The sequence below is a fragment of the Peptidiphaga sp. genome (assembly GCF_057238965.1).
Genome location: NZ_DBHHEV010000037.1, coordinates 1 through 13,073, shown reverse-complemented (window position 1 = coordinate 13,073; position 13,073 = coordinate 1). Strand labels below are relative to the sequence as shown.

Annotated in this window: 11 protein-coding genes and 1 pseudogene; 10 read left to right on the top strand and 2 right to left on the bottom strand. The window is 67.2% G+C overall.

What is annotated here, in order from left to right; all coding sequences use genetic code 11:
* Positions 1 to 80 precede the first annotated feature (80 nt).
* The 9 genes and pseudogenes from ACO48X_RS05945 to deoC all read left to right on the top strand — a co-directional run.
* Positions 81 to 242: pseudogene (locus ACO48X_RS05945) on the top strand (sugar phosphate nucleotidyltransferase); the annotation flags it as partial.
* Positions 243 to 393: 151 nt separating this feature from the next.
* A complete protein-coding gene (locus ACO48X_RS05940) occupies positions 394 to 744 on the top strand; it encodes a hypothetical protein (RefSeq protein WP_485001207.1) in 351 nt (116 codons plus the stop codon).
* A 94-nt stretch (positions 745 to 838) separates the two neighbouring features.
* On the top strand, positions 839 to 1,936 hold the full coding sequence (locus tag ACO48X_RS05935; RefSeq protein ID WP_485001196.1) for a BMP family lipoprotein: 1,098 nt from the start codon (positions 839 to 841) through the stop codon (positions 1,934 to 1,936).
* Positions 1,937 to 2,001: 65 nt separating this feature from the next.
* On the top strand, positions 2,002 to 3,669 hold the full coding sequence (locus ACO48X_RS05930; protein WP_485001195.1) for an ABC transporter ATP-binding protein: 1,668 nt from the start codon (positions 2,002 to 2,004) through the stop codon (positions 3,667 to 3,669).
* Positions 3,662 to 5,080, top strand: coding sequence for an ABC transporter permease (locus tag ACO48X_RS05925; protein ID WP_485001194.1), 1,419 nt, complete (start codon positions 3,662 to 3,664; stop codon positions 5,078 to 5,080). Before ACO48X_RS05930 ends, ACO48X_RS05925 begins: the two co-directional genes overlap by 8 nt.
* Before the next feature lies 1 nt (position 5,081).
* A complete protein-coding gene (locus ACO48X_RS05920; protein WP_485001193.1) occupies positions 5,082 to 6,350 on the top strand; it encodes an ABC transporter permease in 1,269 nt (422 codons plus the stop codon).
* 199 nt (positions 6,351 to 6,549) lie between these two features.
* On the top strand, positions 6,550 to 6,993 hold the full coding sequence (locus ACO48X_RS05915) for a cytidine deaminase (RefSeq protein WP_485001192.1): 444 nt from the start codon (positions 6,550 to 6,552) through the stop codon (positions 6,991 to 6,993).
* Position 6,994: 1 nt separating this feature from the next.
* The gene (locus ACO48X_RS05910) at positions 6,995 to 8,395 is read left to right on the top strand and encodes a thymidine phosphorylase (RefSeq protein ID WP_485001191.1); all 1,401 of its coding nucleotides are present in this window, start codon (positions 6,995 to 6,997) and stop codon (positions 8,393 to 8,395) included.
* 21 nt (positions 8,396 to 8,416) lie between these two features.
* Positions 8,417 to 9,070 (top strand): deoxyribose-phosphate aldolase, encoded by a 654-nt coding sequence (deoC, locus tag ACO48X_RS05905; RefSeq protein WP_485001190.1) that lies wholly within the window; start codon positions 8,417 to 8,419, stop codon positions 9,068 to 9,070.
* A 39-nt stretch (positions 9,071 to 9,109) separates the two neighbouring features.
* Here deoC and ACO48X_RS05900 read toward each other — a convergent pair whose 3' ends face one another.
* Together ACO48X_RS05900 and ACO48X_RS05895 are read right to left on the bottom strand one after the other, a co-directional pair.
* Positions 9,110 to 10,813, bottom strand: a complete 1,704-nt coding sequence (locus tag ACO48X_RS05900) for a phospho-sugar mutase (protein WP_485001189.1) — start codon at positions 10,811 to 10,813, stop codon at positions 9,110 to 9,112.
* Between the two features lie 181 nt (positions 10,814 to 10,994).
* A complete protein-coding gene (locus ACO48X_RS05895; RefSeq protein ID WP_485001188.1) occupies positions 10,995 to 11,828 on the bottom strand; it encodes a purine-nucleoside phosphorylase in 834 nt (277 codons plus the stop codon).
* 53 nt (positions 11,829 to 11,881) lie between these two features.
* On the opposite strand from ACO48X_RS05895, the gene dapE reads away from it, so the two are divergent.
* Positions 11,882 to 12,967: a succinyl-diaminopimelate desuccinylase gene (gene dapE, locus ACO48X_RS05890; RefSeq protein WP_485001187.1), complete on the top strand. Its 1,086-nt coding sequence runs from the start codon at positions 11,882 to 11,884 to the stop codon at positions 12,965 to 12,967.
* Positions 12,968 to 13,073: the final 106 nt, after the last annotated feature.

The following is a 13,073-nucleotide window of genomic DNA, read 5'->3' as shown; positions in this document are numbered from 1 at the left end:
CCCGCGACCCCGAAGCCGTCGTCGGCTCCTTCGCCGCCGACCATCTCATTGCAGACGAAGAAGCCTTCAGGCGGGCGGTTTTGCGCGCCGCGGAGGCCGCCGAGCAAGGCTACGTCGTCACCATAGGGATTTCCCCCGACCGCCCATCGACCGCCTACGGGTACATTGAAGCGGGAGAGAGCTTCGGCCCGGCGCGCTCCGTGGCCCGCTTCGTCGAAAAGCCCGACGAAGCGACGGCCGCCGAATACCTCGCTACGGGAAAATACCTGTGGAACGCGGGGATGTTCGTCGCCACGGCGGGCGTGCGCATGGACGCTGGCCGAACCGCTGCGCGCCCTGGCCGCAACGTGGGAGGCCGGGCGCGAGGACGGCGTCGCCGAATACTGGGAGCCCTTGGAAAGCGCGGTCATCGACACCGCCGTGGCCGAGCCGCTCGCCGAAGAAGGAGGCGTGGCCGTCGTCCCCGTCGAAATGGGGTGGTCCGACGTCGGCGACTATGCCTCGCTCGCCGACGTCGTCGAGTCGAACGAACAGGTGGCCCCGCGAGGGTCGGAGCAGACCGTCCTCGCGCCCCCCGACGCCCTCGTCTACACCGGGCACAAGCCCGTGGTCGTTGTGGGAATCCCCGAGGCCGTCGTCGTCGACATGGACGATGTACTCTTCGTCACAACGCGCGCGAGTTCGCAGGACGTCAAACTGGCGGTGGAGGCGCTCGGTCGGTCGGGACTAGGAAGATTGGCGTGAACCGTTCGGTAGTTAACCGAAAAAGAACGTAGACTTAGGTCACATTCTCCGCGTCTTTTTCCGACGCGGATGCACACAACCAGGAGAAACAAGCGTGAAGAACAGCAAAGTTGCCGCGCTTCTCGGCGTTGCGGCATTGGCGCTGAGCGCCTGCGGCGGCGGCAAGGCGGGAGAGAGCGCCTCGTCGAAGGAGAACGCGACGAAGGGCCCCGCGGCAAAGCAGATCGACTATCGAGCCTGCATCGTCTCCGACGCCGGGGGGTGGGACGACAAGTCGTTCAACCAGTCGGCCAAGGAAGGTCTGGACAAGGCCGTTCACGACCTCGGCGTGCGGCCCAACACCGCAGAGTCGAAATCCGACAACGATTTCGCCCCCAACGTGAAGTCGATGGTCGAAGCCAAATGCAATCTGACGATCGGCGTCGGGTTCAAGCTGTCCGAAGCGGTCGAAAACGCCGCGAAGTCCAACCCGGACAAACAGTTCGCCATCGTCGACGCGACCTTCCAGAACCAGCCCGAGAACGCCCGCGCCCTCGTCTTCAACACGCACGAGGCGGCCTACCTCGCCGGATACGCGGCCGCGGCCAATTCCCTGTCCGGCAAGGTCGGAACCTTCGGCGGAATCAAACTCCCGACCGTCACGATCTTCATGGACGGATTCGCCGACGGCGTGGCCCGCTACAACAAGGACCACAAGAAGGACGTGAAGGTCCTCGGATGGAACAAGGAGACCCAGGAGGGCCAGTTTGCCAACTCCTTCGACGATCAGTCGAAGGGAACCGCCGTGGCCAACCAGCTCATCCAGCAGGGCGCGGACGTCATCATGCCCGTCGCCGGCCCCGTCGGCTTGGGTGCGGCCGCCGCCGCCAAGTCCAACGGCAAGACGCTCATCGTCGGCGTCGATTCCGATTGGTACGAATCTGCCCCCGAGTACAAGGACATCGTTTTGACCTCCGTGCAGAAGGGCATCAACCCCGCCGTCGTCGATACGATCAAGTCCGGCGTCGAGAAGAAGTTCGACAAGGCGCCCTACGTCGGCACGCTGAAGAACGGCGGCGTCTCGCTCGCCCCCTTCCACGATCTCCAGAAGTCCCAGCCGAAAGGCTTGGAAGACGAATTGAAGAAGATCAAGGAAGAGATCGTCTCCGGCAAGACGGTTGTGAAGTCCTCGGCTGCTTACGAAGTCAAATGAGCGAGGAGGGGCTCGGGCTCGCGAAGGAGTCCGGGCCCCTCCAAGCCTGAAAGGTTGGGCATTCGGTGCGTCTGGAACTGCGTGGGATCACCAAGAGATTCGGCTCGTTCGTGGCCAACGACCGTATAGACCTCACTGTCCGGCCGGGGGAGATACACGCCCTTCTCGGCGAGAATGGCGCGGGCAAATCAACCCTCATGAACGTCCTGTACGGGTTGTATCGGCCCGAAGAGGGCGAGATTCTGATCGACGGCGAACCGGCGGCCTTCTCCAACGCCGCCGACGCCGTCGCCGCGGGCATCGGAATGGTCCACCAGCATTTCATGCTCATCCCCGTGTTCACCGTTGCCGAGTCCGTCGCCCTCGGATTCGAGCCGATCAACCCGGTCACGCGGCTCCTTCGCCGCAAGAAGGCCCGCGGCCTCGTGAAGGAATGGTCCGCTCAATTCGGCTTCGACCTCGATCCCGACGCCAAGATAGAGGACCTGCCCGTCGGCGTCCAGCAGCGAGTGGAGATCGTCAAGGCGTTGGCCCGAGGCGCGGAGCTGCTCGTCCTCGACGAGCCGACGGCCGTCCTCACCCCGCAGGAGACGGACGGGCTCATGAAAATCATGAGAGGGCTCGCGGACTCCGGGGCCTCCATCATCTTCATCACCCACAAACTCCGAGAGGTCAAGGCGGTCGCGGACAGGATCACCGTGATCCGCAGAGGGGCCGTGGTCGGGCAAGCCTCGCCCGAGGCCTCCCAGGAGGAGCTCGCCTCCATGATGGTCGGGCGCCCCGTGCTTTTGCACGTCGAGAAAAAGCCGGCGACGCCGGGCAAGGCGGCGCTCCGCGTCGAGGACGTCTCGCTCGTGGGCCCGGGCGGAGAAACCGGGGGAACCCTGCTCGACCGCGTCAGCTTCGATATCCGCGAGGGAGAGGTCCTCGGCATCGCGGGCGTGCAAGGCAACGGCCAAACCGAGCTCGCCGAGACGCTCCTGGGGCTCAGACGCCCAGATTCGGGCTCGATCTCGCTCAACGGGAAGCCCATTTCCAACGCCAGCGTGCGCAGGCACATCGACGCGGGCATAGGATTCGTGCCGGAAGACCGCTCGACCGACGGCATGATCGCCTCGTTCTCCGTGGCCGAGAACCTCGTTCTCAACCAGTACAGGCGCCCGCCCTTCGCGCGGGGGCCGGCCATGAGCGTCTCCGAGGTGGCGAAAAACGCCGAGAAGCGCGTCGTCGAATTCGACATCAGGCTGAGCGACGTCAACGGCCCGATCTCCAACCTTTCCGGAGGGAACCAGCAAAAGGCCGTGGTTGCGCGCGAGCTTTCAGGCAATCTGTCGCTTTTCATCGCCAACCAGCCGACGCGCGGCGTCGACGTCGGGTCCATCGAATTCATCCACAAACGCATCGTCGCAGAACGGGACAAGGGAACGCCCGTTCTGCTCGTGTCGTCCGAGCTTGACGAGATCGTCGGGCTTTCCGATCGCATCGCGGTCATGTACCGCGGGCAGATCGTCGGGATCGTTCCCGCGGACACCCCGCGTTCCGTCCTCGGAGTCATGATGGCGGGAGGCACGCCCGAAGAGGCCGCCGAACAAGCCGAGCCCACCCTGACGGACCGCGTCGAGGAAGAAGGCGGGCCCGGGCGCGGGGAAGACAGCTTCGCGCCGAAGGGCGACGCGCTGAAACGGTTCCGGCCGAAGGGGGAGGCTGCGAGGGAGGAGAACGCACATGGCTGAGACGCAAGGCAACGAAGAGGCCCGGAACGGAACAGCTCAAAATGAGGCGGGGCTGGGCCAAGCGGGGCGGAACGAAGCCGGGCTGAGCGGCGCGGGGCCTGAGGAAAACGGAGCGCTCCTAGGAGGGGGCGAGGCGTTCCGAGCCGAGGGCGGAACTTTTCAGGGCGAAGAGCGGCGAGAGCCGAGCCGCCCGCGTCTGGCGATGTGCCGTTGCCTCAGTTTGCTTTACAGGGCCTTGAGTTCGAGCGCCGCCGTCTACGTTTTGGCGATCGTGGTTTCGCTCGCCGTCGGCGCGATCCTCATGCTCGTTTCGGGCGCCGACGTCGTCGAAGGCTATTCGGCGATGGTCCGGGGGTCCGTCTTCAATTGGAAGGCGCAGTCCTTCCAGGGCCAGATCGCCCCGCTCACGTCGTCGATCTTCTCCTCTCTGCCGCTCATCATCGCCGGGCTCGCCCTCGCCCTCGGCTTTCGCGGCGGCCTGTTCAACATCGGAGGGACCGGGCAGATCATCGCCGGGGCCATCGGCGCCGCCTGGGTGGGATTTCAGTGCCACATGCCGGCGGGAGTCCACCTGCTCGCCTGCCTGCTGGCCGCTGTCGTCTGCGGCGGAATCTACGGTTTCATCGCGGGTTTCCTCAAGGCGACGACCGGCGCCAACGAGGTGATCGTGACGATCATGCTCAACTCCGTCGCCACGCTCGGGCTCGCCCAGCTTTTGACGTATCAGTCCTTCCGGCGGCCGGGGTCCGGCGATCCGCGCTCGCCCACGATAGACGCGACGGCGCAGCTGCCCGAGACGGCTCCGCCCTTCCAGATCAACGGCGGCGTCGTCATAGCTCTTCTCGCGACGGCCTTTGCGTGGTGGTACCTCGAGCGTTCGACGTGGGGGTTCGAGCTGCGAGCAGTCGGAGCCAATCCCGACGCCGCGAAGACGGCGGGAATGTCGATCGGCAAGGTGACGACGGTGACGTTGACCCTTTCCGGCGCGCTGTGCGGCCTGGCCGGCGGGGTGACCATGACGGGGGATCTGAAGTACCTGACTGACGGCGTCGCAGGAAGCACCGGGTTCGACGCCATCACCGTGGCGTTGCTCGGCCGGAACAGGCCCGTGGGCACCTTCTTCGCCGGAATCCTCTTCGGGGCGTTTCGGGCCGGCGGACGGACGATGGACGCCCAGGCCGATGTGCCCATCGACATGGTCCTCATCCTCCAATCCGTCATCGTTTTGCTCATCGCGGCCCCCGCATTCGTTCGCTGGCTTTTCCGCCTTCCCACGGGCGAGAACGACAGATGGCGCGCGTACCTCGCCTTTGCTCGGGAAAAGGAAGAAGCCGCAGGCAGGCCGGAGTCTCACCGGACGCTGGGGGGCAAGCCGGAGCGCAGGAAACAGCTGACAAGAAGGAGGCCTTGAGATGAGCGTCAAAGTCACCGACAAATCGCTCGAATCGTCTGAGGGGTCCGGGCCTTCTCCGGCCGTCGTCGGTCGCATCGGCTGGCGCGTGCCCATCGCCTATTTGATTTTCACCCTCCTGCTCGGCGCCATGTGGATGAGCGCCGAAGGCGTCGCGACTTTCTCCCTGACGAGGGGAGGCGAGAGCATCGAGATTCCCGATGTCGCCGTCGGGTCGCGGACTGCCTGCCTCGTGCTTGGCCTCGTCAGCCTCGTCGCGACCGTCTACGCCTTCGCGCGGGCCGCTGCGAGGAAGAAAGCGGGCGTCCTACCCGCCGTCGCCGTCGGAGTGAGCGCCGTCCTAGGGCTTCTCGCCTGGTACGGAGGAGGATCGTCCAGCAACATCACCCTCGCCTTCACCCTCGCGTCGGGGCTTGCCTTGGCGACGCCGCTCATTTTCGGCTCCCTCGCCGGCGTCGTCTCCGAACGGGTCGGAATCGTCAACATCGCGATCGAAGGGCAGCTCCTCGCCGGCGCCTTCGCCGGGATCGTCGTGGCCTCGTGGTGGCAGAGCGTGTGGCTCGGCCTGATCGCCGCCCCCGCAGCCGGTGCGATCGTCGGCGCGCTCTTGGCCTTCTTCGCCATCAAGTACAACGTCGATCAGATCATCGTCGGCGTCGTCCTCAACGTCCTTGTGCTCGGCCTGACGACCTTCTTCCTTGGAACCGAGCCGTTCAAAACGAACAAAATCAACCTCAATTCCTCAATCTTCCACCTCGATCGAATCGCGATCCCGGGCCTGTCGGACATTCCGGTCCTAGGGCCCGTCCTGTTCAACCAGACCGCTCTGACGTACTTCATGTACGCTGTCATCGCCGTGCTCACCGTCTACCTGTACCGTTCGAAATGGGGTTTGCGGCTGCGGGCGTGCGGCGAGCATCCGAAGGCCGCCGCGACCGTGGGCATCAACGTCCGCGCCACGCGTTTCAGAAACAGTCTGCTGGCCGGGGCCATTGCGGGCCTGGGCGGCGCCTACTTCACCATCGCCGCGGACATCGGGCACGAGGTCAACGACAACATCTCGGCCGGCAGCGGGTACATCGCCCTCGCCGCCATGGGCGCGGCGCTCATGTTCGGCTTCGCTCAGGCCACCGCCATCCTTCTGTCGTCTCTCGATTCGAGCGCGCCGGCGAATCTCATCAACATGATCCCCTACGTCATCACGATCTTGGCCGTCGCAGGATTCGTTGGCAAGTCCCGCCCGCCGGCCGCCGAGAACAAGCCTTACTAGAAGGGAACAACCCCTGTTGGAGAACAACGGTTCTCACTAGAATGGCGGCAAGGTCTGCCTAGAATGGCGGCAGGCCCTGCCGGAAAGCGACGGCACTCAGGAAGGCTGCAAGCCCTGGCGGAAAAGCCGTCCTCGCCGGAGGAAGGCAAGATAGACATTCCAGCGAGGGCAAGCCCCTAAGACTCAACGAGGAGGCGATGTGACGGAGGATTGGCGACCCGAGGTCCCTTGGCGGCGCCTGCGCGAGCTCGCCCTCGAAGCGATGTCGCGGGCCTACGCTCCGTATTCCGGCTATCCGGTGGGGGCGGCGGCGCTCGTCGACGACGGACGCCTCGTTTCGGGCTGCAACGTCGAGAACGCCGGGTACGGGGTGACGCTGTGCGCTGAATGCGGGCTGATTTCCGAGTTGGTGCGCGGCGGAGGTGGGAAGCTGCTCGCCTTCGTGTGCGTCAACGCCGACGCCGAGACGATCGTGCCGTGCGGCAGATGCAGGCAGCTGCTGGCCGAGCACGCCGACCCCGCCATGGTCCTCGACCTGCCCGGCGGCCTCATGCCCATGACCGAGGCCCTTCCCTTCGCCTTTGGGCCGGGCGATCTGAACGCGGTCGAGCGGACCGCGCCGTTTGAAAGCAAGGAGAACTGAGGTGGCAGAAGCCTTCGATGCCGTCGACGTCATACGACTCAAACGCAACGGCGGCGAATTGAGCGATGCGCAGATCGACTGGACGATCGACGCCTACACCCGCGGCGCCGTCGCCGACGAGCAGATGAGCGCCCTCGCCATGGCGATCTTCCTCAACGGCATGAGCCGACGCGAGATCTCGCGATGGACCGCCGCAATGATCGCCTCGGGCGAGCGGATGGACTTTTCGGGGCTTCCGCGGCCCACGGCCGACAAACACTCCACCGGCGGGGTGGGGGACAAGATCACCCTCCCGCTCGCCCCGCTCGTCGCCTCCTTCGGAGTGGCCGTCCCGCAGCTTTCTGGCAGGGGACTGGGGCACACCGGCGGCACACTTGACAAGCTCGAGTCGATCGCCGGGTGGCGGGCCGACGTGAGCAACGAGCAGATGCGCGAGTTCCTCGGACAAGGCTCGGGCGCCGTCGTCTGCGCCGCCGGGGCCGGGCGGGCGCCCGCGTACAGGAAGCTGGATGCCCTCCGGGACGTCACCGCCGCCGCCGACTGCCTGCCGCCCATCCCCTCCTCGATCATGAGCAAGAAGATCGCGGAGGGCACGGGTGCGCTCGTCCTGGACGTCAAGGTCGGCTCGGGCGCCTTCATGAAAGACATCGACAGCGCACGCGAGCTCGCATCGACGATGGTCGGCCTCGGCGCCGACGCCGGAACCGAGACCGTCGCGCTGCTGACGGACATGGACGTGCCCCTCGGCCTGACCGTCGGCAACGCGCTGGAGGTCCGCGAGTCCGTCGAGGTCCTCGCGGGAGGCGGGCCGGACGACGTCGTCGAACTCACCGTCGCCCTCGCCAGAGAGATGCTTGCCGCCGCGGGAAAGAACGACGTCGACGTCGAAGCCGCCCTCGGCGACGGCCGCGCCATGGACGTGTGGCGGGCCATGATCCGCCAGCAGGGAGGCGACCCAGACGCGCCTCTGCCCGCGGCACGCGAAACTCACGACGTGACCGCGCCCCGCGCCGGGATTCTCACCGAGATGGACGCGCTCAAGGTGGGAGTCGCGTCGTGGCGGCTCGGCGCCGGGCGCGCCCGCAAAGAGGACCCCGTCCAGGCGGGGGCAGGAATCGAAATCTTCGCCAAGCCCGGCGACCGCGTGGCGAAGGGCCAGCCGATCCTGCGCCTGCACACCGACGAGCCAGACAGATTCGAGAGGGCGATCGACGCGCTTGGCGGAACGCTGACCGTGGAAGATGCCGCCCACGCCCCCGGGCCCGGCGTTTCGACCGGGAGAGGCGCTCCGCCGAGGGATCCCCGCGATTCGAACGGGACAGACGACGCTGCCGCGCGGAAGCCGCGACGGCCGGCCGCCGGGAAGCCCCGCCGCTCGGTCGTCCTCGAAAGACTGGGATAAAACTCAAGAAAGGAAACAAGCATGCCGTACACCCGTGACGACGTCGCCAAGCTCATCGACCACACCCTGCTCAAGCCGGAGGCGACGCACAGCCAGGTCCGTGCGCTCGTCGAGGAGGCCAAAGAGCTCGGGGTCTGCTCCGTGTGCGTCTCGCCGTCGCTGCTTCCCCTGCCCTTCGACCTGGGGGATGTGAAGCTCGCGGTCGTGTGCGGATTCCCCTCGGGGGCGCACCACAGCGACGTCAAGGCGGCCGAAGCGGCCCGGGCCGTCGCCCAGGGGGCCGACGAGGTTGACATGGTCGTCAACCTCGCGTGGGCGGCCGGGAACGAATTCGAGAAGGTCGAGGCGGACATCCGCGCCGTCCGCGAGGCGATGCCTCGGGCGGTTCTGAAGGTCATCATCGAGTCGGCGGCACTGAGCGACGAGCAGATCGTCGCCGTGTGCAAGGCGGCAAAGGCCGCGGGCGCCGACTTCGTCAAGACCTCGACGGGGTTCCACCCGTCCGGGGGAGCTTCGGTCCACGCCGTCGCCCTCATGAAGGCGACGGCAGGGGAGACGATGCAGGTCAAGGCATCCGGCGGAATCCGCGACGGGAAGTTCGCCGCGGAGCTTCTCGACGCGGGGGCTACGCGCCTCGGCCTCTCGGCGAGCGCGAAGGTGCTCGACACCCTCTGAGGCCGCCCGCCGCGCTCACCGGAGTCTAGGGCACGGCCGCTAGAGCTTGAGCGCCGCCGAAACGTCGGCCTTGAGCGCTTCGAGCCGGGAGGCTGCGGCGGTCTTCTTCGCCGAATCGAGGCCGCCTTCGACGGGCTCGCAGACCTCGAGGTAGCACTTGACCTTGGGTTCGGTCCCCGAGGGACGAATGACCACGCGGTCGTCCGCCTGAGTGTGCCACACGATCGCATCCGTGGGAGGAAGATCCTCCGTCCCTTCGCTCAGGTCGAGGGAGCCGACCACGGGCGAGCCCGCTAGGGAGGCGGGAGGCTCGCGGCGCACCTTGTCCATCGTGCGTCCTATGATGGATAGGTCCTCGACCCGGACGGTGACCGGCGCCGTGAGGAAAACCCCGTGAAGCGCGTACAGGCGGTCAAGTTCGTCGAGGAGCGAGGAGCCGGAGGCGGCGAGCCCCGCGGCGACCGACGCCAGGAGGATGCCGGCCGACATGCCGTCCTTGTCCCTGACGGCCGCCGGATTGACGCAAAAGCCGATGGCCTCCTCGTACCCGTAGGCGATGTTGTGCACTCGCGCTATCCATTTGAAGCCGGTGAGGGTCTCGCGGTGCTGCGCCCCGTGCGCGGCGGCGATGCGTCCGAGCAGCCTTGAGGAGACGATGGAATTGGCCAGCACGCCGGCCGGGCTCTCCGGAGCGCCGCTCTGGCCCGAAGCCGCCTGCCCTTCCAGCTTCTGCGCCGCCTGCTCGCCGAGAATCGAGCCGATCTCGTCGCCCGAAAGCTGGCGCCATTCGCCCCCGTCCGGGACGGCCGCCGAGCACCTGTCGGCGTCGGGGTCGGAGGCGACGATGAGGTCCGCCCCGACCCTGCGAGCCGTTGCGATAGCGAGGTCTAGCGCGCCCGCCTCCTCGGGATTCGGAAAGGCGACGGTGGGGAAGTCGGGATCCGGCTCGCACTGTTCGGCCACCTCGACGACGTCGCGAAAGCCCGCGGCCGCGAAGACGCGGCGCATGATTTGCCCGCCGACGCCGTGCATCGCCGTGTAGACGATTCTCAGGTCGCGCGGCCCGGCGGGGACGAGCGCGGCGCATTCGGCCACGTAGGAATCGACGAGCTCCTCGCCGACCGTCGCGTAGTCGTTTGCGAGGGGGATGTCGGCGGCAGGCCCCGTCGCCTCGATCTCTCGCGCGATCTCCGCGTCGGCCGGGGGGACCAGTTGGACGCCTCGGCCGTCCTCGTCGGCGTGCGCGCCGCCGAGGTACACCTTGTACCCGTTGTCGCGAGCCGGGTTGTGCGACGCGGTGACCATCACCCCGGCGTCGGCGCCGAGCGCGCGGACCGCGTAGGCGAGGATCGGCGTCGGCAGCGCCCGCGGAAAAATCGCCGCGCGCAGGCCTGCCGCCGTTGCGATTGCGGCGGTGTCCTCGGCGAACTTCCGCGAGTTGCGGCGCGCGTCGTAGCCGACGACGACGAAGGCGTCCCCGCCGGTCTTTTTGCGAAGATATGATGAGAGTCCGGCGGCGGCCTTGCGGACGACGGCCGTGTTCATTCGGAAGGGCCCCGCCGCCATCGGCCCGCGCAGCCCCGCTGTGCCGAATTGCAGAAATGAGGAGAACCGGTCGTCCAGCTCGGCCTGAGCCTCCGCCTCGCCCCCCTCGGCGCGGCTGAGAAGCTCGGCGAGCTCGGCCCTGTCGTCTTCGTCGGGATCCGCCGCAATCCACTCGTGGACGGCGCTGGCATTGACCATTGTCTTCTCTCTCGTCGGTGATGTGAAATTTGCTGTGCGAGGCTTTCCGTTCGGAAGCTTGTGCGAGGCGTTCCGTTCGGAAGACTTCCGGAGCCGAGGCGGGTGCCTAGGGGCCGCCCGGCGCCGACAGGCCGGATTGCGCGTCGCCGAGCCGTTCCGCGTCGGCTCTGTCAGTGTCGGTTCAGTCGGCGTCGGCCAAAGGCCGGTCGGCGCCGGAGCCGGCTCGGTCGATGATCCGCACGATGTCTGCGAGCAGCCGGGAGATGCGCGGGCCCGCGGCCTTTCCGGCTTCGAGGACCTCGCCGTGGCTGAGGGCGCTTGGGGCGATCCCCGCGGCGTAGTTCGTCACGAGGGAGATTCCCAGCACCTCCATTCCCGCCGCGCGGGCGGCGATCGCCTCGAGCGCCGTCGACATTCCCACGAGGTCTGCGCCCAGTGCCTTGGCCATGCGCACCTCGGCCGGCGTTTCGTAGTGCGGCCCGGGAAATTGGGCGTAGACGCCCTCGGGAAGGCCGGGGTCGACGCCCCGGGCGATCTCGCGAAGCCGCGGGGAGTACAGATCGGTCAGGTCGACGAAGTCCGCCCCCCGCAGAGGCGACGTCGCGGTGAGGTTGATGTGGTCGCCGATGAGGGCCACGGTTCCCGGGCACCATTCGGGGACGGTCGATCCGCACCCGTTGGTCAGTATGCATACTTTTGCTCCGGTCGCCGCAGCGGTTCGAACTCCGTGGGCGACGGCGTCGACGCCCTTGCCCTCGTAGAAGTGGGTCCGCGCGCCCAGCACCAGAGCGCGGCCCGATTCGAGCACAATGGATCTCAAAGTGCCTCGGTGCCCTGCCACGCCGTTGGCTGAGAAACCGGGCACCTTCTCAGCCGGCACTTCGGCGACGGTCTCCCCGATGAGGTCGGCCGCGCCGCCCCAGCCCGATCCGAGAGTGAGCACGCAGTCGTGGGAGGCGACGCCGGTGAGGTCGGCGATGACCCGCGCCGCTTCGGCGGCGAGTTCGTTTGTCATGGGCAATACGTTACAGGCAGTAGGCGCGGTCTATAAAGCAGTAGGCTTGGGTTATGAATACGAACGAGGCTCAGCCTCTTAATGCGGACGACGTCGTGGCTCTGACGGCGCAGCTTGTGGACATTCCCTCCGTCTCGGGGGAGGAGGGCAGGATCGCCGACGAAATCGAAGCGACCTTGAGAAAGCACGGGCGCCTTGAAGTCCTCAGGGACGGCGACGCCGTGGTGGCGCGCACGAATCTCGGAAAGCCCGTGCGGATACTCCTGGCCGGGCACACGGACACCGTCCCCGTCGCGGGCAACGTTCCCGGAAGGCTCGAAGGCGGGGTCCTCTGGGGCAGAGGGTCGGTCGACATGAAGGGCGGGGACGCCGTCCTCCTCCATCTCGCCACGACCCTGCGGGAGCCGCGAACGGACCTCCCGTGGGTCTTCTACGACCACGAAGAGGTCGAGGCCAGCCTCAACGGCCTCGGCCGCCTCTCGCGCAACCATCCCGACTGGCTTGCAGCCGACCTCGCCGTCCTCGCCGAGCCCACCGACGGAGGCATCGAGGGCGGGTGCAACGGAACGCTGCGCGTGAAGGTGAAGGCCAGCGGAGTCGCCGCCCACTCGGCGCGCCCGTGGACCGGGGAGAACGCCGTGCACAAGCTCCTCGACGCCCTGGCCTTCCTGGCGAACTGGCAGTCCGAGGTCCACGAGGTCGGCGGTTTGGAGTACCGCGAGTCCCTCCTGGCGGTCGGCATTTCGGGGGGAGGCGGCCGCAACTCCGTGCCCGACGAGGCGCACGTCGTCGTCAACTTCCGGTATGCGCCGGACAGGACGGAGGAGGAGGCCCAGGCCTATGTCCGCTCGGCTTTTTCCGGGTATGACGTCGAAGTGCTCGACAGCGCCCCGCCCGCGGCGCCCGGAATGGACCATCCCGAGTTCGCGCGCTTGGCCGAACTCCTGCGGGAGGCCGGCGCCGGCGAGCCCGCGGCCAAGCTCGGGTGGACCGACGTCGCCCGGTTCTCCGCCCTGGGGATACCGGCGATCAACTGCGGGCCGGGAGATCCGATCCTGGCGCACAGGGACGACGAGGCGTGCCCCGTCGAACAGATCGAGCGTTTGGCCCGCGTGCTCGGAAGGTGGCTTCAAGCGTAGTCTTGGCCCATGACAGACGACCGATTTCACCGCCAAGGCCCCGTGATATTGCGCGGGGCGCGCATCCCCGACGCCACGGCCGACGCCGCCTTGTTGAGCAACGAGC

Bases quoted from the DNA above. Each gene is read 5' to 3' on its own strand.
- ACO48X_RS05925 (WP_485001194.1), top strand. From the start codon at position 3,662: ATGGCTGAGACGCAAGGCAACGAAGAGGCCCGGAACGGAACAGCTCAA.
- ACO48X_RS05920 (WP_485001193.1), top strand. From the start codon at position 5,082: ATGAGCGTCAAAGTCACCGACAAATCGCTCGAATCGTCTGAGGGGTCC.
- deoC (WP_485001190.1), top strand. From the start codon at position 8,417: ATGCCGTACACCCGTGACGACGTCGCCAAGCTCATCGACCACACCCTG.
- ACO48X_RS05900 (WP_485001189.1), bottom strand. From the start codon at position 10,813: ATGGTCAATGCCAGCGCCGTCCACGAGTGGATTGCGGCGGATCCCGAC.
- ACO48X_RS05895 (WP_485001188.1), bottom strand. From the start codon at position 11,828: ATGACAAACGAACTCGCCGCCGAAGCGGCGCGGGTCATCGCCGACCTC.
- dapE (WP_485001187.1), top strand. From the start codon at position 11,882: ATGAATACGAACGAGGCTCAGCCTCTTAATGCGGACGACGTCGTGGCT.